Raw genomic sequence first — 20,628 nt, 5'->3', positions numbered from 1 at the left:
GTAGAGGTATTCATCTGTCCTGGCCCCTGCTGCCTGTCTCTAAACGAGAGGATATGGTTCATGACTCTGCGCTCGGAAATTCTAGTGAACAAGAACGTACTGCCTACCAAAGAACAAGCACTGCCGGGCCGTGAAACACCCATGGCGCTGCCCGAGACCCATTACGTCAACGGCAATCCTCTGCTGGGGCCGTTCTCCAACAACGTGGAATTCGCCATCTTCGGCATGGGTTGCTTCTGGGGCGCAGAACGTCGCCTGTGGCAACAGGAAGGCGTCGTGAGCACTGCGGTTGGTTACGCAGGCGGACACACGCCGAACCCGACCTACGAAGAAGTCTGCTCAGGCCTGACAGGCCACACCGAAGTGGTGCTAGTGGTCTACGAGCCTGAAAAGATCAGCTATGAGTCGCTGCTCAAAGTGTTCTGGGAAGCTCACAACCCGACCCAGGGCATGCGTCAGGGCAACGACATCGGCACCCAATACCGCTCGGTGATCTACTGCACCACGCCTGAACAACTCGATACGGCCAAAACCAGTGCCGAAGTCTTCCAGGCAGAACTGAGCAAGGCCGGTCTGGGCGGGATCACCACTGAAATCGAAGAGGCGCCGACAGTGTTCTTCGCCGAGGCGTATCACCAGCAGTATCTGGCCAAGAACCCACAGGGCTACTGCGGCCTGGGTGGCACCGGGGTTTGTCTGCCGGCTTGATCGCTACGCACTGATCGTGCCCACGCCCAGCGTGGGCATGCATCCCGAGAGGCGTTACCACGCTGACGCGTGGGAACAATCAGTCACGGCGCGCTCCATCACTCCGCAATCAACCAATCCATCTTCCAGCCGCCCTGGGTCTGGCCCAGTGTGTCGGCCAGATACGGCATCAGTTCGCGCAGTTCCTCTTCAAGGCCCCATGGCGGGTTGGCGATGGCCAGGCCTGAGCCGTTGAGGCTGGCCGGGGTGTCCAGCGGGTGGACGTACAATTCGACGCGCAACAACTTGGGTGCGCCCGTTTCGGCGAGATCCTGATAGAAGCGTCTGAGCAGGCGCGGGTCCTTGACCGGATACCAGATCGCCGCCACTGTCTGGCGCATGCGGCCGATGGTTTCTTTCAGCGCCACGGCGCAGCGCTTCATTTCATCCAACTGTTCGAACGGCGGATCGATGAGCATCACCGCACGCTTCTCGGCCACCGGCAGCAGTGCACGCGGCACATGCCAGCCTTCACCCAGGTGAACTGCAACGCGGCGGTCGCCCTTCATGTTTTCCTTGAGCAGACGTCCGTCTTCCGGGTGCTTCTCGTTGAGCAGCACACGCTCGCGCTCGCGGGTCAGGCGGCGGGCCAGCTCGGGGGAACCAGGGTAATAGCGCAGTTCGCCATCGGGGTTCATGTCGCGCAGCACTTGAAGATAATCGGCAGCCAGCGCAGGCACGTCCTCCGCCTCCCAAAGACGGCCAATACCTTCCAGCCATTCGCCGGTACGGGTGGCCTGATCACCTTTGAGGTCGTAAAGCCCGAGGCCTGCGTGGGTGTCGAGGTAGGCGAACGGCTGCTCCTTGCGCGCCATGAGGGCGATCAAGCGAGTCAGTGCGATGTGTTTGAACACGTCGGCGTGGTTGCCAGCGTGGTAGGCGTGACGGTAATTCATGGCAGCTCCTGGAAGGCTGCGCAGTTTAGCAAAACTGAGCGATGAACAAGAATTTGTAACGAATTTGCAGGACCAGTCCCTTTCATTTGCAGGACATTTCCGAGAAACTCCCTGGCCCTTGTGCCTGTCGATCCCGGTCACTACTCTGCGCCGGTCGCTGCAAATTCAGCGATGAGGAGTAGTAGCCCTCGGTGTGATTAGGCGCAATGCGCCACCTGTGAAAGGCGCTTTTTTATGGCCTGCATTTTATGGTGGCCGTGCGTCAGGGCATCTTCGGGTGCACCGGTTCCTAATCACCGGGCTACTACCTGCGCATGGCCGCCACCTTCGATTAGTAGCCGATGGTGACGACCTACCGATATTCGATTAGGAGTCATCTGAAATGCTGAAAATGGTCCCCGCCCCACCCGCCTTCAAAGCCAACCCCAACCTGAGTCAGGAAGACGCGCTCATGCATGCCAGCGACCTGCTGCGCTGCGCCGTCACCAGCGCCTATGAATTCAGCGACAGCATGAGCGGCGCGCAACGCGACCTGACCCTGTCGATCATGCACCTGACGGAGATGGCCAAAACCATGGTCGACATGACCCTCGACAACATGACCACCGACTGAAAACGACACGCTCATAGCCAATCCAGCCATTGTCGACTCAAGAGGGTTGCCCGTGCGCAAGGCTGCTACCAGAATCGAGAAAAATTCGAACAAGGAAAGACACGCCATGATGCACGCGGACCTGATTGATCAAGAAGACCTGATTGGCCAATTCAGGGCGCTGGGCTTCGACATGCCCGGCGGCGCCACAGCCGAACAGGCCTGTGCCCACGTCGTGCGCGGCCTCAATGCCGAACGCGCCACCGCGCTGCGGCGTCTGGTCGAACAACTCCTGACCGGCAGCGCAACCATCCTGCCCGCCGTGCGCCAGGCCATCGACCAGCAACTGTTGCCCGCGCTTGCGGCTTACAGACAGAGTCAGGGCTGAGCCGGGTGTGACGCGAAGCGCGTCTTCAGGCAAAACCTGCCTTATTGACGAAACCCGATCAAGCGGGAAGCGGCTTGCCGGCGAAGCGGTTTTTCAGACACCAGGCCAGTGACTGAACTGACGCTAGCTGCCGGCCAAACTCAGGAATCCGATCACTGTGTTTTGGGCTCACATTGAAGCATGGCACCTTGTGCCCCGGCATGCCTGACAGCTTTCTGCGTAGTGACTGGTCTGCTTGATGAGGGGAAGGTGGCGCCTGTTGTTCATCACGGCCAATTGCACTTCTTCAGCGCGTCCTCATGTTTGAGCATCCACTGTCCCAGCCTTGCGCCTTTTGAGCTGGCCTGCATTTCGCTCGCCAGCACAAAAGCGTTACCACGACCACGGGAGACGTAAGCAACGATGGCGCCCAATAAACAGCAGCACCATTTCTTCGTGGACTTGATCGGTCTAATCGGCCGTGCCCAGGCTCTGTCAGCAGACAAGCGCCACTGCGCCAAGTCGCCCTACCATCTAGTTAATATTTACTTAGAGATCAGGAAATCCCCAGTCTTGAAGCGGTGAAAGCTGCGAAAGAAACTCAAGATGCTCGATGACTTTAACTTTTTGTAGCTTTTTAAGCTCCATGGGACCGCCGAGCGCGAGGGCGGGTACGAAGCCGTACATTTCATCCGCTTCAAGCGAGCCGAGTTTTTTTAGAGCAGACTCAAATAAGTGATCCAAGTCATTACGCTCTGGCTGCATCGTTGAAAAAAACAATCTAACACCAAAGTCAAAGTTTTCGGCATTCAGAGCAGAAGGAATATATGAATAGCGTGACATATAACTTGTGATTGATAAGCTATTAGCAGTTTTTTCTCCCCATAGGTAGAGCTGTCCAAATGCACTGCGTGCAATGACATGATATATATCATGCTCTGAGAGTTTTGTACCTGCGAGCCACTGCTCGATAATTGGCTCATAATCCTGTGGATTGACAGTCCAGAATAGTCCACTGGCATGTCCGCACCATCCATAATCATCCCAGTATTGCAATAATTGGGCAGGCAACTTACCTTCATATCGCTTCATGCTGGAGGATGGAACTATCTGGCTTGCTGTTGCTGGGCCAAATTTTTTTAAAAAGAAAGCATAATCCTCATCCACTGCTAACTCTCCTTATCTGCATCGCTCAAGGCGGGTGTTAATATTTGTTGTATTGCGAAGCGCGTCAGGTATCTGGCTAGCGGCATTATCTAACCCTCCTATACGACTAGACCACTGAGGTCCGATACTCGAATTGATACGTCGATCTCCTAGGTCATTGATAACATCTTTACCGCCTGCGATCATGTCTGGGTTGTGCAGCGCTGCCAATGCGGTCATTTTTTGTGAAACGATTTTCTTGGCTTCTCTTTCTGCCTCTTCAAAGCCCGCACCATCCAGCCTCAACATGGTCGTGATTTTCGCCTCCAGTTCGAGGCTGAGAACCTTACGTGCATCCTCTGCCACTTTCGGATCACGTGTGGCATTACCATTCTTAAACGCCTCCCGCCCCTTCAAATACTCATCCACCGTCAGATCATTCAACCCCTTCTGCTGACCCGCCAACTGCCGGTCAAACTCAGGAATCCGATCAAGGTGTTTCGGGCTCACATTGAAGCATGGCACCTTGTGCTCCGGCATGCCTGACCGTTTTCTGGGGAGCGGCTGGTCCGCTTGATGAGGGGGAGGTGGTGTCGGTTGTTCAGCACGGTCAACTGCACTTCTACGCGGCCCGGATTGTGGCAGGTCGGTGCGCTTCTTCAGCGCGTCCTCGTGTTTGAGCATCCACTGGCCCAATCTTGCGCCTTTTGAGCTGGCCTGCATTTCACTCGCCAGCACAGAAGCGCTACCACGACCACGGGTGAGGTACGCAACGATGGCACCCAATAACAGCAGCACCATTTCTTCATGGCCTCGCGCGATCTGATCCGCAGCCCTGTCCACAGCCTGGAAGTCATCACCGCCAAAGGGGTTGAGGCCATGATCTCCTCGTGTGCCGTTCCACACGATGGAAATCCCGCTCAGGTAATACTCACCGATACGCGGCAGGCTATCGACGAGGAATTCGGCAATCGACATCAAGCCCAACGCACTCAGTATCCAGGTGCTGACCTGCAAGCCCATCATTGCACCCGCAGCGCCGAACGGAACAGCTCCTGCACCACCAAACAAAGTACCCACGCCAGCCCCTATGGCACCTCCGGTCAAGGTGCTACCTGCGACAATCATGGCGGCCTGGGTTGCAACGTCGATCAAGTCATTGACGATACTGGAGATGTCGATGTCCGAAAAACGTCGCCTCAACCTGTTGGCGGCCGTCCATTCAGCACAGGTAAATGCGCTTCTGAGGTGGTTGATGCGGCGGAGATGGAGCGCTAGCGTCGGGACGGGTTTATTGTTGTGGATGCGGTAAGTGCCGCCACCTTGATAACCCACGCTGTGGGTAATGCGGTTTTCTATCTCGAACCATGTGGGCACGATATTCCATATCGGCATCCAGCGTCTCCCTGACGTTTGTGGATCATTACGCTGGGACGATAGGGATGGAGGGGAAGTGAAGTCAAAGCGGTTTGGGCATTTCTGATTGGTCCTACGGACTTCTTAGCAAAGTCTGACGCCTGCCCCAAGAGACCTGCTTAGGGTGAGCAGGCACGGGCACACTGCCCGCCGTGCGCCAGGCCATCGACCAGCAACTGTTGCCCGCGCTGGCGGCTTACAGGCAGAGCCAGGGCTGAGCCGGGTGTGACGCAAAGCGCGTCTTCAGGCAAAACCTGCCTTATTGACGAAACCCGATCAAGCGGGAGGCGGCTTGCCAGCGAAGCGGTTTTTCAGACACCAGGCCAGTGACTGAACTGACGCTAGCTGCCGGCAAGCCGTCCACGGTCCAGAGTCTGCGGCGAGCCCGCACTCAACCCTGCGAAAGGGTCTTGGCAATCACATCAACCGTCGCACTGACCTGATCTTCATACCGCGCCAGTTCGCCCTTGTGCTTGTCCTTCAGGTCGATCTGTTGGGAGCACAGGTTCAGCGCGGCCAGCACCAGCAGGCGGTCGCCGATCAGGGTCGGGTATTTGCGTTTGGTGTCGGCCAGCGAGGCGTTGAGCATGGCGGCGGCCTGAAGGAGTTTGACGTCCTCGCCTTCCGGCGCCTTCACCGAATACTGATTGCCCAGGATGGACAGGACCGTCACCCCGTTTCTGTCGAAGTTCATGCCTCGACAGCGCTGGCGCTGGTCGCCCGATCAACCAGTGCCTGAATGCGGGCGGCGGTGCTGCCCTGCTTTTCTTCCTGCTCCATCAGGCTCAATTGCAAGCTGTCGTTTTCATCCCTGACTTTGGCCAGCTCGGCGGTGAGCTGGGCATTCGTGTTTTGCAGGTTCTGGTTCTGTTGCACCAGATCACCGACAAGGTGTTCCAACTGGCTTAGGGAGGCTTCCAACATTCTGATTACTCGAGCAAATTTCAACGGGCGCACACGATAAAGAAAAGTCACTGCGCATGCCAGCGCTCACGCCCTGCGGCGCTGGCGTCTTACGCCATGGACACGTCTGTAACGGAACGCATGGGGGGCTTGTGACTGCGATTCGGGGATCTTGTTCCGGCTGTTCGTCAGAGCATTTCTGCCTGCGACATAAACGCACAGCCCGTGGGCAAGATGCCATATGCCGGAACCCCCTATCGCCAGTACTTTCAAGGCTTTGCGAGGGTAATCGTCCATGGATGAAAAAAACGTCATGAATCGAATGTCGACAGGGCAGCCCATTACGCTCAAGTACTCAGTCGTTCGACCGATAGGCACGCATTCACGTTACTTATTGTTTCTGCCGCATGGACTGCGCACCCTGACTCTGGAAGCCTTCTATGTCCCTTCGCAATATGAATATCGCCCCGCGCGCCTTTCTCGGTTTTGCCATGATCGGCGCATTGATGCTGATCCTCGGCGTTTTCGCGCTTTCCCAGATGAGCAAGATCCGCGGCGCGACCGAAGTGCTGGCCGATAACAATGTGCCCAGTATCAAGAGCCTTGATCGTTTTGCAGAGGTCAGCATCCGTCTGCGAGTGCTGTCGTACCGTTTGCTGGTAAACCGCGAGCCGGACATCCAGCAGAAGACCATCGAACTGCTGGCCATGCGCAACAAGCAGATCAACGATGCCCAGGCCATTTACGAAAGACTGATCAGCGACCCAAACGAGCGCAACCTTTACAACCAGTATGTGCAGTTGCTCGGACAGTACCGTGAGCTCGAGTCACGCATGAAGACACTGACGCTCGCCAACAAGGTCGATGAGCTGCAGGAACTGCTCAACAAAGACATGCTCAGCAACTCCGACCAGATGAATGCCGTACTGATCAAACTGGTCGAGATCAACACCGCGCAGTTGATACAGGTGAAGAAGCAGGCTGCCGAAGAATACGACTCGGCGTTCGACATGGTCATCGCCCTGCTGGTCGCAGCCACCCTGTTGACTCTGGTGTTTGCCTGGATGCTGATCAAAAGCATCACGACACCGATCGCCGCTGCGCTGAACGCTGCCGAAACCATTGCCCAAGGCAATCTGACTCAGCCGATCAAGGTTGATGGAACTGACGAAGCCGGTCGCTTGTTGCAGGCCATGAAAACCATGCAGGACAAGCTGCGCGACACATTGCAGCGCATCTCCGGTTCGGCCACGCAACTGGCATCTGCCGCCGAAGAACTCAATGCCGTGACCGATGAAAGCGCGCGCGGTCTGGTGCAGCAGAATAACGAGATCGAGCAGGCAGCGACTGCGGTCAATGAAATGACCAGCGCGGTGGAAGAAGTGGCGCGCAACGCGACCAGCACTTCTGAAGCTTCACGCAACGCCACCGCTTCGGCAGGTGACGGTCGTGATCTGGTGCTGGAAACCGTCGGTGCCATCGAACGCATGAGTGGCGATGTGAAGGAAACCGCCGAACTGATCAGCAATCTGGCGAATGAATCCCGTGACATCGGCAAAGTGCTGGACGTGATTCGCGGTCTCGCCGACCAGACCAACCTGCTGGCGCTCAACGCGGCCATCGAGGCTGCCCGTGCCGGTGAAGCCGGTCGTGGGTTTGCGGTCGTGGCTGACGAAGTCCGCGCCCTCGCCCACCGCACTCAGCAATCGACCAGTGAAATCGAACGTATGATCGGCAGCATTCAGGGGGGTACCGAGCAAGCTGTAACCTCGATGCGCAACAGCACCGAGCGGGCCGAATCGACCCTGAGCATCGCCAAGGGTGCAGGCCTGGCGCTGGATACCATCAACACCGCGGTGGAAGAGATCAACGAGCGCAATCTGGTGATCGCCAGCGCGGCCGAAGAACAGGCGCAGGTGGCGCGTGAAGTGGACCGTAACCTGGTCAATATCCGCGACCTGTCCGCACAGTCCACCACCGGCGCCAACCAGACCAGCGCAGCCAGCACCGAGCTGTCGCGTCTGGCGGTTGATTTGAACAGCATGGTTGGGCGCTTCAGCCTCTGATCAGCGCCTCGCCAGTACTCTGCGTACGCTCATGAGTGTGACGCAGAGCCTCCGGTCCTGAACGCGATCACATCTCTACAGCCTGACACTCGCAAACGTCGATTCATTGCGTGCCTGACTGAGTGCCGACATCGGCCCTGACAGCGGTGCCAGCACCAGTGCCTGCGGGATCGGCATCATGGCGACCTGCTGTGCGGTGTTGGAGCCTACGCGCTCATCGCGCGGCGGTATGCCGAAGTATTCGCGGTAGCACTTGGAGAAGTGCGGCGTGGAGACAAAACCGCAGACCGACGCCACTTCGATGATCGACATCGGCGTCTGCTTGAGCAGTTGCCGCGCACGGATCAAACGCAGTTTCAGGTAATAGCGCGATGGCGAGCAGTGCAGGTATTTCTGGAACAACCGCTCCAGTTGCCTACGGGAAACGGCGACGTAGACGGCCAGCTCGTCGAGGTCGATCGGCTCTTCGAGATTGGCCTCCATCAGCGCAACGATTTCCTGAAGCTTGGGCTGATTGGTGCCCAGCATGTGCTTGAGCGGCACGCGCTGGTGGTCCTGCTCGTTGCGGATGCGCTCGTAGACGAACATCTCGGAAATGGCCGCCGACAACTCGCGGCCATGATCGCGACTGATCAGGTGCAGCATCATATCCAGCGGCGCTGTGCCGCCGGAGCTGGTGAAACGATTACGGTCGAGGGTAAACAGACGTGTGCTCATCGCCACTCGCGGGAAGGCTTCCTGCATGGACGCCAGACACTCCCAGTGCACGCTGCAATCAAAACCGTCCAGCAGACCTGCACAGGCCAGCGCCCAGCTGCCGGTGCACACCGCACCCAGACGACGGGACTGACGCGCCTGACTTTGCAGCCAGCTCACGTGCTCGCGGGTAACGGTGCGCTGAATGCCAACACCACCACAGACGATCACGGTGTCCATGACGGGCGCCTGATGCATCGCCGCATCCGGGGTGATCTGCAGACCGTCACTGGCCCAGACCTGACCACCGTCCACGCTCAGGGTCGTCCAGCGATACAGCTCACGGCCGGACAATTGGTTGGCCATTCGCAGAGGTTCTACCGCTGACGCAAGGGAGATCAGTGTGAAGTTGTCCAGCAGCAGGAAGCCGATGGATTGTGGGGCGCGGTTCTGGGGTTGAGCCCCTTGATTGAACGATGTCATCACATTATCTCCTCTCACGTGGCGGGGTCGGCCTCAGGCGAGGCTCTTGTTATAGCCCTCATCCGTCGAGGGCTTTGTAATGACATCGCAAATCCCGTGCCTGAATTTGACCAGCCATTCAATAATCCCTGAAAACGACGTCGCGATGCGTCTATCCGGTAGCGACGTGCCTGTCTGTTTGCGACGTGGAGACCCGCGCAGGGCGGTGCCGTGTGAGCAATTCGGTAGCACTCGAAGGAAACGGCACACGTGTAGGCGCTTGATGAGTGCTACTCAAAGCACAGGGAAGCAGGCAAGGTGCCAGCCCGGATTTCGCGCTAAAAGGTGGCGGCTTTCGGCGCCGATGTTCAAAAATCGAGCAGCCCTTTAAAGCATCAGGATCGGGCCATGACCCTGCCATCCCGGAACTAACCCGGAACAACTCCCTCAAAAAGACCGCGCTCGCGAAGGCGCTGCTCGTCATGAACGGGCTCATGGCCGTTTTCAGGCCCGATAGCCTCGGTCCGGCTCTGCTACGCTGGAGCCGCACCGCCCGCAGCATGGACGTTCACGCAAGTGCTCGACGCCCGGCACCGACATGCCCATACCCATCAGCGCCACAGGCCTCGAGCAGCACAGCCAGAAGACGTTTTTGGCCGTTTTCTGGCTGCTCCACCCCCGCATAAGTGCGCTTGCACGATGGAATAAATCTGTAAGCGACCTTGCGCACACTGGATGCGACCCCGCCTGTACTGGATACGACGCCCCCAGTATGCGTTTGATTTTGCCTGTTACATGATCGGCCTCGACTCGATCGCCAGGCGCAGTGATGGAGCTTCGCGAAATGCTTCGCCAACACATAAGTCGCGTCAGCGCTCACCTGATGAAACGGTGAGCGGGTGACCAAGAAGAAACTTGAAGGAGTCCACCCCGATGAAAGGTTCCAAACCGTTACTGTTGGCCGCCACGCTCTGTATACCGATGCTGGCTCAGGCCGCCGAACCAGAAGCCTGTCATACCGTGAACTTCTCCGATGTCGGCTGGACCGACATCACCGTCACCACTGCAGTGACCAGCGCCGTACTCGAATCGCTCGGCTACAAGACCAAGACCACCATGATCTCCGTTCCCGTGACCTACAAGTCGCTGGCGGATGGCAAGAACATGGACGTGTTTCTGGGCAACTGGATGCCGACCATGGAAAACGACATCAAGGCTTATCGCGAAGCCGGCACCGTCGAGACCGTACGCGCCAACCTGGAAAACGCCAAATACACGCTGGCCGTTCCTGAAGCGCTCTACGACAAGGGTCTGAAAGACTTTTCCGACATCGCCAAATTCAAGAAGGAACTGGGCGGCAAGATCTACGGCATCGAGCCCGGCAACGATGGCAACCGCTTGATCCAGAGCATGATCGACAAGAATGCCTTCGGCCTCAAGGACGCAGGCTTCAAAGTGGTCGAGTCCAGCGAAGCGGGCATGCTGTCGCAGGTTGATCGCGCAACGCGTCGCAATACCGACGTGGTGTTCCTGGGCTGGGAACCGCACCCGATGAACAACCGCTTCAAGATGAAGTACCTGACAGGTGGCGACGAATTCTTCGGCCCCAACTATGGCCAGGCGACTATCTACACCAACACCCGCAAGGGCTATACACAGGAATGCAGCAACGTAGGCCAATTGCTCAAGAACCTGTCGTTCACGCTGGACATGGAAAGCACGCTGATGGGTAACGTGCTCGACGACAAGATGAAGCCGGATGCCGCCGCCAAGGCGTGGATCAAGAAGAACCCTCAAGTGCTCGATACCTGGCTGGCGGGTGTGAACACCGTTGACGGCAAACCAGGCCTGGAGGCTGCCAAGGCCAAGCTGACCCAGTAAGCCGACAGCAGGCGGGCCGGCCCCGCCTGCTGTCTTCACTTTCCCCCGCAAGCGGACAATCACTATCATGCTGACTGATCATAAAATCCCTTTGGGCGAGTACATCGCGGCGTTCGTCGACTGGTTGACACGCAATGGTGCCGACTACTTCGATGCGATTGCCTCGACACTGGAAATGATGATCCACGGGCTGACCTTCGCCCTCACCTGGTTCAACCCGCTGGTACTGATTGGCCTGATCGCCGCACTCGCACATTTCATCCAGCGCAAATGGGGCCTGACGGTCTTCGTCATCCTTTCGTTCCTGCTGATCCTGAACCTGCACTACTGGCAGGAAACCATGGAAACGCTGGCACAGGTGCTGTTCGCCACCATGGTCTGTGTCGTGATCGGCGTGCCGCTGGGCATCATTGCCGCGCACAAGCCGATGTTCTACACGGTCATCCGCCCGCTGCTCGACCTGATGCAGACCGTGCCCACTTTCGTTTACCTGATTCCGACGCTGACGCTGTTCGGTCTGGGCGTGGTGCCCGGCCTGATCTCGACGGTGGTGTTCGCCATCGCCGCGCCGATCCGTCTGACGTATCTGGGCATCCGCGACGTGCCCCATGAATTGCTGGACGCGGGCAAGGCCTTCGGCTCTTCGCGCCGCCAACTGCTGACACGCATCGAACTGCCCTACGCCATGCCCAGCATCGCGGCCGGTATCACCCAGTGCATCATGCTGTCGCTGTCGATGGTGGTGATCGCCGCGCTGGTCGGTGCCGACGGCCTGGGCAAACCCGTGGTCAACGCATTGAACACCGCTGATATCGCCCTGGGCTTCGAAGCGGGCCTGGCGATTGTGTTGCTGGCAATCATGCTCGACCGAATCTGCAAACAACCCGAAGCCAAGGTAGGGTCCGACGCATGAGCATCATCAAATTCGACAAGGTAGACGTCATCTTCTCCAGGGACCCGCGTGAGGCCCTCAAGCTGCTGGACGAAGGCCTGACGCGTGACCAGATCCTCAAGAAAACCGGACAGATCGTGGGTGTGGAAAACGCCACACTGGAGATCGAGAAAGGCGAAATCTGCGTGCTGATGGGCCTGTCCGGTTCCGGCAAGTCCAGCCTGTTGCGCTGCATCAATGGTCTCAATACCGTGAGCCGTGGCTCGCTGTTCGTCGAGCACGAAGGCTCGCAGATCAACATCGCCAATTGCACGGCGGCGGAACTGAAGATGATGCGCACCAAGCGCATCGCTATGGTCTTCCAGAAGTTCGCCCTGATGCCCTGGCTGACCGTGCGCGAGAACATCAGCTTCGGCCTCGAAATGCAGGGTCGCCCTGAAAAGGAACGGCGCAAACTGGTGGACGAAAAGCTGGAACTGGTCGGCCTGACGCAATGGCGCAACAAGAAGCCGGACGAGCTTTCCGGCGGCATGCAACAGCGCGTTGGCCTGGCCCGTGCGCTGGCCATGGACGCCGACATTCTGCTGATGGACGAACCTTTTTCGGCGCTCGACCCGTTGATCCGTCAGGGCCTGCAGGACGAACTGCTGGCGCTGCAAAGCAAGCTGAGCAAGACCATCGTGTTCGTCAGTCATGACCTGGATGAGGCGCTGAAACTGGGCAGCCGCATCGCGATCATGAAAGACGGCCGCATCGTTCAGTACAGCGTGCCGGAGCAGATCGTCCTCAATCCTGCAGATGAGTACGTGCGCACCTTCGTCGCTCACACCAATCCGCTGAACGTGCTGTGCGGCCGCAGCCTGATGCGCACGGTCGATCAATGCACCCGAATCAACGGCTCGGTGTGTCTGGATCCGGGCGGCGACTCCTGGCTGGATCTGGCCGAAGGCAATGTCATCAAAGGCGCACGCCAGGGCACCGGCGCGCTGGACTTGCAGAACTGGACACCGGGCCAGGACGTCAACACGCTGGGCCGTCGCCCCACCCTGGTGCACTCCAACATCGGCATGCGCGATGCGTTGCAGATCCGCTACCAGACCGGCAACAAACTGGTGCTGCAGGACGGCAATCAGGTCGTCGGCATCCTCGGCGACACCGAGTTGTATCACGCACTGCTGGGCAAGAACCACGGCTGACCGCCCCAGTGCACTGCATCAGGGCCCATAAGCCTGATGCAGTAGCCTGATCAGCCCCTTTGGGACGCATGACGTCCCGACTGCATCCTGAGCCTGAAACGCGGGAATGATCACTCATCTCCCGCGCACTGATCACGCCCAGTGTTTTTTATTGATTGATCGTTCAATTAAAAATCTTTAGACTGTGTCAGCCATTTCGGTATAACGATCACTTCAGCCACTCGGGAGAATCGCGCTTATGCCAAAGGTCGGTATGCAACCCATCCGCCGCCAACAGTTGATCCAGGCCACGCTTACTGCGGTCGATCAGGTCGGCATGGGCGATGCCAGTATCGCGTTGATCGCCCGTCTTGCAGGCGTTTCGAACGGCATCATCAGTCACTACTTTCAGGACAAGAACGGCCTGATCGCAGCCACCATGCGCCATCTGATGAATGCACTGATCCAGACCGTCAGAGACCGCCGTCAGGCCCTGACCGACGATAGTCCGCGTGCGCATCTGCAAGTGATCATCGAAGGCAACTTCGACGCCAGCCAGGTCAATGGCCCGGCCATGAAAACCTGGCTCGCCTTCTGGGCAACCAGCATGCACCACCCGTCGCTGCACCGTTTGCAGCGCATCAACGACCATCGTCTGTATTCGAATTTGTGCGGTCAGTTCCGTCGCGCCTTGCCGCTGGAACAGGCACGCAACGCGGCCCGCGGGCTCGCAGCCCTGATCGATGGGCTGTGGCTGAGAGGCGCGCTGTCAGGCGATGCATTCGACACCGAGCAAGCGCAACGGATCGCTTACGAATACATGGATTTTCAATTGGCGAAATCGGCGAACTGAGCGCTTTCGAAGCGCCATCACCGAACGACTGCACCACCGTGTTGCCCAATGCTTCCGGCACACTGAAATCAGTCATCGCCTCCCCCACTGAATTTGCGAGGACTTTATGGCCCGTTTTGAATTGCAAAAACTCTACATCGACGGCGGTTATGTCGATGCCAGCAACTCCGAGACCTTCGACTCCATCAATCCGGCGAACGGCGAAGTGCTGGCCAAGATCCAGCGCGCCAGTCAGGACGATGTCGAGCGCGCCGTGGTCGCCGCTGAAAAAGGCCAGAAAATCTGGGCCGCCATGACCGCAGTCGAGCGTTCGCGCATCCTGCGTCGTGCTGTGGACATCCTTCGAGAGCGCAACGATGAACTGGCCGCTCTGGAAACACTGGATACCGGCAAGGCCATCTCGGAAACCCGTTACGTCGACATCGTCACCGGCGCTGACGTGCTGGAGTACTACGCAGGCCTGGTGCCCGCCATCGAAGGCGAACAGATCCCGCTGCGCGATTCATCCTTTGTCTACACCCGCCGCGAGCCGCTGGGTGTGGTGGCCGGGATCGGCGCGTGGAATTACCCGATCCAGATCGCCCTGTGGAAATCCGCACCGGCACTGGCCGCAGGCAACGCGATGATCTTCAAGCCAAGTGAAGTCACCTCGCTGACCACCTTGAAACTGGCCGAAATCTACACCGAAGCCGGCGTACCGGACGGCGTGTTCAACGTGCTGACCGGCAGCGGCCGTGAAGTCGGCACCTGGATCACCGAGCACCCGCGCATCGAGAAAGTCTCCTTCACCGGCGGCACCGACACCGGCAAGAAAGTCATGGCCAGCGCTTCGAGTTCGTCGCTCAAGGAAGTGACCATGGAACTGGGCGGCAAATCGCCGCTGATCGTGTTCGACGACGCCGATCTGGATCGCGCTGCCGACATCGCGATGATGGCCAACTTCTACAGCTCGGGTCAGGTCTGCACCAACGGCACTCGCGTGTTCGTACCGAACGCACTGAAAGCCGAGTTCGAAGCGAAGATCCTTGAGCGTGTGAAGCGCATTCGTGCCGGTAACCCGGAAGACGAAAACATCAACTTCGGCCCACTGGTGAGCTTCGAGCACATGGAAAGCGTGCTGGGCTACATCGCCAAGGGCAAGGAACAGGGCGCACGTCTGCTGTGTGGCGGCGAGCGACTGACTGGCGGTGAGTTCGCCAAAGGTGCCTATGTCGCGCCAACCGTGTTCACCGATTGCACCGACGAGATGACCATCGTGCGCGAAGAGATCTTCGGCCCGGTGATGAGCATCCTCGGCTACGACACCGAAGACGAAGTGGTCCGCCGTGCCAACCACACCGATTTCGGTCTGGCGGCCGGCATCGTGACCCGCGACCTGAACCGCGCTCATCGTGTGATCCATTTGCTGGAAGCCGGCATCTGCTGGATCAACGCCTGGGGCGAGTCGGCGGCACAAATGCCGGTCGGCGGCTACAAGCAGTCGGGGGTGGGTCGTGAAAACGGTATCAGCTCGCTGGCCCAATACACACGAATCAAGTCGGTACAGATCGAGCTGGGTGACTACGCGTCGGTTTTCTGAGGTTCGTTGAGTTGAATTTCGTCTGAGGCGAGGCCTTCGCGAGCCAGCTCGTGAAGTGGCCCGTCTCAAGTAGCGCACTAGCATGGGGTGCTAGGGGTCGAGCCACAAGCTGCTCGACCCGCGCTGATTTGCATTTGCCCCACCTACCTTGAAGAGGGCGCATTTATGTCCCAGGAATTCGATTACATCATCATTGGTGCCGGTTCGGCCGGTAACACTCTGGCAGCCCGTCTGACCGAAGACGAAGGCGTCACCGTTCTGCTGCTGGAAGCCGGTGGCCCGGACTACCGCCTGGATTTCCGCACCCAGATGCCTGCGGCGCTGGCGTTTCCGCTGCAAGGCCGCCGCTACAACTGGGCGTACGAGACCGAGCCAGAGCCGCACATGAACAACCGCCGTATGGAGTGCGGTCGCGGCAAGGGCCTTGGCGGCTCGTCGTTGATCAACGGCATGTGCTACATCCGTGGCAACGCGATGGACTATGACGGTTGGGCGAAGGAACCCGGTCTGGAAGACTGGAGCTACCTCGACTGCCTGCCGTACTTCCGCAAGGCCGAAACCCGCGACATCGGTGCCAACGACTACCACGGCGGCGACGGTCCGGTGAGCGTCACCACGCCCAAGGCCGGCAACAATCCGTTGTTCCACGCCATGGTCGAAGCAGGCGTACAAGCCGGTTACCCGCGTACCGACGACCTGAACGGTTATCAGCAGGAAGGCTTCGGCCCGATGGACCGCACCGTGACGCCCAAGGGCCGCCGCGCCAGCACGGCGCGTGGCTATCTGGACGAAGCGAAAAAGCGCTCGACCCTGACCATCGTCACCCATGCCCTGACCGACCGCATCCTGTTCGAAGGCAAGCGTGCTGCAGGCGTGGCGTATCTGGTGGGCGACAGCGACACCCGCCATGAAGCCCGTGCCCGAAAGGAAGTCCTGCTGTGTGCCGGCGCCATCGCGTCGCCGCAGATCCTGCAGCGCTCCGGCGTCGGCCCGGCCGAGTTGCTCAACAAGCTGGACATTCCTGTGGTTCACGATCTGCCGGGCGTCGGTCAGAACCTTCAGGATCACCTGGAGATGTACCTGCAATACGCCTGCACTCAGCCTGTGTCGCTCTACCCTTCCCTGATGTGGTGGAACCAGCCTGCAATCGGTGCAGAGTGGATGTTCCTCGGCACCGGCATCGGCGCCAGCAACCAGTTCGAAGCCGGTGGCTTTATCCGTTCGAGCGAAGCGTTCGAGTGGCCGAACATTCAGTATCACTTTCTGCCGGTAGCGATTAACTACAACGGCACCAAGGGCGTGCAAGAGCATGGTTTCCAGGCTCATGTCGGCTCGATGCGTTCGCCAAGCCGTGGCCGCGTGCACGTCAAGTCCAAGGACCCGCGCGAGTACCCTAGCATTCTGTTCAATTACATGGCGTCCGAGCAGGACTGGCAGGAATTCCGTGACGGCATCCGCCTGACACGCGAAATCATGCAGCAGCCTGCGCTGGATCCGTACCGTGGTCGTGAAATCAGCCCCGGTATTGACGTGCAGTCGGACGAGGCGCTGGACCAGTTCGTGCGTGAACATGCGGAGACGGCCTATCACCCGTCATGCTCCTGCAAGATGGGCACCGACGAGATGGCCGTGGTCGATGGCCAGGGTCGTGTGCATGGCATGCAGAGCCTGCGCGTGGTGGATGCGTCGATCATGCCGATCATCACCACCGGCAACCTGAACGCACCAACGATCATGATCGCCGAGAAAATCGCCGACAAGATCCGCGGCCGCCAGCCCCTGCCGCGCAGCACTGCGGACTACTTCGTGGCTGGCGACAAGCCAGCGCGTGGCAAGCCGCTGCGCGAGGTCACGCACCAGGCGTAATTGATCATGCCTGGGCTCTGCGCCCAGGGTCATACACCTGTCCTGCTGCAACCACCGGACTGTGGGAGACGGCTTGCCGGCGATGCTTTTCAAGAAGCGACCTATCGGTGAATGAACTGATGCCATCGCCGGCAAACCACCTTTTACGGGGTATGCATTCAGTCAAATACATCGTTTCAAGGGCCACGCAAGCGTCTATCTCAACCTTATGGGTGCAGCGCGGCCCGTCCTCGGGTTAATCTCCGTCTTCAAGGCAATCGGTCCACAAGACCGTCCGGACTTCACCGACCGCCCTCAAGAAGGAGCTTGTCTGCATGTTCGATTTCTCCGCTCAGCTCAAGCAGCGGTTTGCTGCCCTCAAGAGTGATGCGCAATTCTTTTCCGTGCGTTATGTCCGTCGAAACGGTCAGCGTCTGTCTGTGCGCAAGAACGTGGCCGAGCCGCCTTCGCTGTTCGCCGATGAAGGGGCAATGCTGACGGTGCGTTTCAATGGCGTCGAAACCTACGCCGCGACCCATGATATTTCCCAAAACGGTCTGCAGACTGCCCTGAATCAGGCAGAGGCCATGGCTCGCCGCCTGACGTCGCATGCGTTGCTGGACCTGAGCGAACAGCCCGTGTCCACTGCAAAGGCCGACTACTTCTCGCCAAATTTCAACCAGGTTTTCCCGTCTCTGAGCGACTGCATCGGCCTGCTGATGAGCGAGTCCACGGCCGTCCCGAAAGACGACCGGCTCGTCAACTGGGAAGCCGGGCTGGGGCTGGAAACGGTCGAACAGATTTACTTAAACACCGCAGGTGCCGAATTGCGCCAGGCGCAGCGCTTTGTCTTTCCGGGCATGAGCGTCACAGCCTACGACGGAACCGACAGCCAGACCCGCAGCCTGGGCGGCCAGAACTTTGGCCAGCAGGGCGGCGTTGAAGTGCTGAGCAACTGTGGTTTGATCGGCGCGGCAGCGACAGTCGCCGATCAGGCGTTACAGCTGATCCTGGCGCCCAACACACCGTCCGGTCCGCGCGACCTGCTGTTGATGCCGGACCAGATGGTGCTGCAGATTCACGAATCCATCGGTCACCCACTGGAACTGGACCGGATTCTGGGCGATGAGCGCAATTACGCAGGCACGAGCTTCGTCAAGATGTCGGATTTCGGCACCCTGCAGTACGGCTCCAACCTGCTCAACGTGACGTTCGACCCGGACATCCCCGAGCAGCTCGCCAGTTACGGCCATGACGACGAAGGCACGGCGGCCAGCAAGCAATTCCTGATCCGTGACGGACTGCTGCAACGTCCGCTGGGTGGCGCACTGTCGCAATACCGCAGCGGCCTGGACGGCGTGGCCAACAGCCGCGCCAGCAGCTGGAACCGACCGCCCATCGATCGCATGGCCAATTTGAACATCGAGCCGGGTGATCAATCGATGGACAGCCTGATCGGCAACATCGAACACGGCATTCTGATGTCGAGCAACCGTTCGTGGTCCATCGACGACGCGCGCAACAAATTCCAGTTCGGCTGCGAATGGGGCCAATTGATCGAGAACGGCGAACTCAAAGGCGTGGTGAAGAACCCCAACTATCGGGCGATTTCCGCACGCTTCTGGAAGAGCCTCAGCGCAGTGGGCGATGCCAGCACCTTCAAGGTGCTGGGCACGCCGAACTGCGGCAAGGGTGAGCCTAACCAGGTGATCCGGGTCGGCCACGCGACGCCCGCGTGTGTCTTCAGCCAGGTCGACGTGTTTGGAGGAGATGCCTGATGACTCAGCAACAGCAATTCGAGGCGCTGGTCGCCTTGCTCAAGGCGGCCATCCGCCCGACCGAACAGTTCACCCTGGCCTATGACGCCGAGGCGTCGGATTTCATTCGTTTCAACCACGGCCAAGTGCGCCAGGCCGGACAGGTGCAGCAGGCCATTCTGAGCTTGAAGCTGATTGATGACGGCCGCCACGCCAATCTGGAAGTGACGCTGTCCGGCGATAACGACACCGATGCCCAACGTCTGACCGATGCCCTTCAGCAACTGCGCGAAACGTTGCCGCTGTTGTCGCAGGACCCGTATCTGCTGCCCAACACGCAGCCGTGGCAGAGCAATAACGTGCAGGAAAATCCGCTGCCTGACAGCGGGCAGGTCGTGGAACGGATCAGCGAACTGGCTCAAGGACTCGACCTGGTTGGTTTCTATGCTTCAGGACCGCTGTACCGGGGTTTCGCCAGTTCATGGGGTGCGCTGGGCTGGCATCAGGCCAACAGCTTCAACTTCGACTGGAGCCTGTTTCACGAAAACGGTCAGGCCGTGAAGGCCAACTATGCCGGTCATGACTGGGACAACGAGGCGTTCAGCCGTCGCTTCGAGCAGGCCCGCGAGCAACTGAATTATCTGGGTCGCCCGCTGCATACCCTCGAACCCGGCCAGTACCGCGCCTATCTGGCTCCGGCGGCGCTGGACGAAGTCATCGGAATGCTGAGCTGGGGTGGATTTTCTGCGCAGGCGATTGCCAGCAAACGCAGCCCTTTGCAGCGCCTGTACAACGGCGACGCGCAGTTCAGTCCATTGGTCAGCATCCAGGAGAAGGTCAGTGGTTCGCTGTCGCCGGCGTTTTCGCGTGAGGGCTACCCGCGCAAGGATCTGTCCCTCGTCGCGGGCGGCAAAGCGGGCGATCAACTGGTGGACTCCAGCAGCGCCGCCGAATACGGCCTGCAGGCCAACGGTGCCGACTACGGCGAATGGCCCAGTGCGCTGGACATTGCAGGCGGTTCACTGGAGTTGGATCAGGTGCTGCAAAAGCTCGGCACCGGTCTGTACATCAGCAACCTCTGGTACCTGAACTTCTCCGATCAGGCTGCAGGACGTCTGACCGGCATGACACGTTTCGCGACCTTCTGGGTCGAGGACGGCAAGATCGTCGCGCCGGTCAGCACCATGCGTTTCGACGACAGCGCTTACAGCCTGCTGGGCAGCGCACTGGAAGATCTGACGCATGAAAGGGAACTCATTCTGCAATCGAGTACCTACAGTCAGCGCCAGACAGGATCCATTCAATTGCCCGGTGCTTTGATAAGCCGATTGACCCTCACGTTATAGTCAGGAGCT

19 protein-coding genes and 1 pseudogene are annotated in these 20,628 nt (G+C 59.0%); 13 read left to right on the top strand and 7 right to left on the bottom strand.

The genetic code is table 11. The features are described from left to right. The first annotated feature begins 60 nt into the window (after positions 1-60). Positions 61-708, top strand: a complete 648-nt coding sequence (gene msrA, locus KDX39_RS09655; protein ID WP_231660161.1) for a peptide-methionine (S)-S-oxide reductase MsrA — start codon at positions 61-63, stop codon at positions 706-708. Between the two features lie 98 nt (positions 709-806). Here msrA and KDX39_RS09650 read toward each other — a convergent pair whose 3' ends face one another. Next, on the bottom strand, positions 807-1,643 hold the full coding sequence (locus KDX39_RS09650; protein WP_231660160.1) for a 23S rRNA (adenine(2030)-N(6))-methyltransferase RlmJ: 837 nt from the start codon (positions 1,641-1,643) through the stop codon (positions 807-809). A 382-nt stretch (positions 1,644-2,025) separates the two neighbouring features. Here KDX39_RS09650 and KDX39_RS09645 point away from each other — a divergent pair, with 382 nt between their 5' ends. Beyond that, the gene (locus KDX39_RS09645; RefSeq protein WP_231660159.1) at positions 2,026-2,256 is read left to right on the top strand and encodes a DUF6124 family protein; all 231 of its coding nucleotides are present in this window, start codon (positions 2,026-2,028) and stop codon (positions 2,254-2,256) included. Between the two features lie 106 nt (positions 2,257-2,362). Further along, on the top strand, positions 2,363-2,623 hold the full coding sequence (locus tag KDX39_RS09640; protein WP_004888058.1) for a hypothetical protein: 261 nt from the start codon (positions 2,363-2,365) through the stop codon (positions 2,621-2,623). A gap of 266 nt (positions 2,624-2,889) precedes the next feature. Here KDX39_RS09640 and KDX39_RS26410 read toward each other — a convergent pair whose 3' ends face one another. The 5 genes from KDX39_RS26410 to KDX39_RS09615 all read right to left on the bottom strand — a co-directional run bounded on the left by KDX39_RS26410 (position 2,890) and on the right by KDX39_RS09615 (position 6,088). Then, positions 2,890-2,988 carry a hypothetical protein gene (locus KDX39_RS26410; protein ID WP_331462074.1) on the bottom strand — a complete coding sequence of 33 codons (99 nt, stop codon included), beginning with the start codon at positions 2,986-2,988 and terminating at the stop codon, positions 2,890-2,892. Between the two features lie 163 nt (positions 2,989-3,151). Then, positions 3,152-3,769, bottom strand: a complete 618-nt coding sequence (locus tag KDX39_RS09630; protein WP_231660158.1) for a GAD-like domain-containing protein — start codon at positions 3,767-3,769, stop codon at positions 3,152-3,154. Positions 3,770-3,781: 12 nt separating this feature from the next. Beyond that, positions 3,782-5,143: a DUF6861 domain-containing protein gene (locus KDX39_RS09625; RefSeq protein ID WP_231660157.1), complete on the bottom strand. Its 1,362-nt coding sequence runs from the start codon at positions 5,141-5,143 to the stop codon at positions 3,782-3,784. Positions 5,144-5,555: 412 nt separating this feature from the next. After that, positions 5,556-5,858 carry a cell division protein ZapA gene (locus KDX39_RS09620; RefSeq protein WP_004888061.1) on the bottom strand — a complete coding sequence of 101 codons (303 nt, stop codon included), beginning with the start codon at positions 5,856-5,858 and terminating at the stop codon, positions 5,556-5,558. Further along, entirely contained in the window at positions 5,855-6,088 is a 234-nt protein-coding gene (locus tag KDX39_RS09615) for a hypothetical protein (protein ID WP_004888063.1), read from the bottom strand. The genes KDX39_RS09620 and KDX39_RS09615 overlap by 4 nt, the downstream gene beginning before the upstream one ends. A 419-nt stretch (positions 6,089-6,507) precedes the next feature. Between KDX39_RS09615 and KDX39_RS26565 the strand changes: the two are divergent. Both KDX39_RS26565 and KDX39_RS26560 read left to right on the top strand, forming a co-directional pair. Further along, positions 6,508-7,278, top strand: a pseudogene (locus KDX39_RS26565) (MCP four helix bundle domain-containing protein); the annotation flags it as partial. Continuing rightward, the gene (locus tag KDX39_RS26560) at positions 7,261-8,133 is read left to right on the top strand and encodes a methyl-accepting chemotaxis protein (RefSeq protein ID WP_408004601.1); all 873 of its coding nucleotides are present in this window, start codon (positions 7,261-7,263) and stop codon (positions 8,131-8,133) included. The pseudogene KDX39_RS26565 and the gene KDX39_RS26560, both read left to right, overlap by 18 nt. A gap of 75 nt (positions 8,134-8,208) precedes the next feature. On the opposite strand, the gene KDX39_RS09605 is transcribed toward KDX39_RS26560, so the two are convergent. Further along, a complete protein-coding gene (locus KDX39_RS09605; RefSeq protein ID WP_004888066.1) occupies positions 8,209-9,312 on the bottom strand; it encodes a GlxA family transcriptional regulator in 1,104 nt (367 codons plus the stop codon). A gap of 912 nt (positions 9,313-10,224) precedes the next feature. Between KDX39_RS09605 and KDX39_RS09600 the strand changes: the two genes are divergently transcribed. From KDX39_RS09600 to KDX39_RS09565, 8 genes are all read left to right on the top strand, one after another. Next, positions 10,225-11,172, top strand: a complete 948-nt coding sequence (locus KDX39_RS09600) for a choline ABC transporter substrate-binding protein (RefSeq protein WP_231660156.1) — start codon at positions 10,225-10,227, stop codon at positions 11,170-11,172. A 64-nt stretch (positions 11,173-11,236) separates the two neighbouring features. Beyond that, a complete protein-coding gene (gene choW / locus KDX39_RS09595; RefSeq protein WP_180274405.1) occupies positions 11,237-12,085 on the top strand; it encodes a choline ABC transporter permease subunit in 849 nt (282 codons plus the stop codon). Next, positions 12,082-13,260, top strand: a complete 1,179-nt coding sequence (gene choV, locus KDX39_RS09590; protein ID WP_231660155.1) for a choline ABC transporter ATP-binding protein — start codon at positions 12,082-12,084, stop codon at positions 13,258-13,260. Before choW ends, choV begins: the two co-directional genes overlap by 4 nt. A 238-nt stretch (positions 13,261-13,498) precedes the next feature. After that, positions 13,499-14,092, top strand: coding sequence for a transcriptional regulator BetI (betI, locus tag KDX39_RS09585; RefSeq protein WP_099229460.1), 594 nt, complete (start codon positions 13,499-13,501; stop codon positions 14,090-14,092). Between the two features lie 106 nt (positions 14,093-14,198). Further along, a complete protein-coding gene (gene betB / locus KDX39_RS09580; protein ID WP_231660154.1) occupies positions 14,199-15,671 on the top strand; it encodes a betaine-aldehyde dehydrogenase in 1,473 nt (490 codons plus the stop codon). 165 nt (positions 15,672-15,836) lie between these two features. Next, entirely contained in the window at positions 15,837-17,537 is a 1,701-nt protein-coding gene (gene betA / locus KDX39_RS09575) for a choline dehydrogenase (protein WP_231660153.1), read from the top strand. 314 nt (positions 17,538-17,851) lie between these two features. Beyond that, on the top strand, positions 17,852-19,294 hold the full coding sequence (locus tag KDX39_RS09570) for a TldD/PmbA family protein (RefSeq protein ID WP_231660152.1): 1,443 nt from the start codon (positions 17,852-17,854) through the stop codon (positions 19,292-19,294). Then, positions 19,294-20,619 (top strand): TldD/PmbA family protein, encoded by a 1,326-nt coding sequence (locus tag KDX39_RS09565; RefSeq protein WP_231660151.1) that lies wholly within the window; start codon positions 19,294-19,296, stop codon positions 20,617-20,619. The genes KDX39_RS09570 and KDX39_RS09565 overlap by 1 nt, the downstream gene beginning before the upstream one ends. Positions 20,620-20,628 lie beyond the last annotated feature (9 nt).

Origin of the sequence: Pseudomonas sp. CDFA 610 (genome assembly GCF_021147865.1) — a bacterium.
Taxonomy (GTDB): domain Bacteria; phylum Pseudomonadota; class Gammaproteobacteria; order Pseudomonadales; family Pseudomonadaceae; genus Aquipseudomonas; species Aquipseudomonas alliivorans.
Note: the sequence above shows the minus strand (reverse complement) of the source record. Positions and strands in the feature narration are given on the sequence as shown.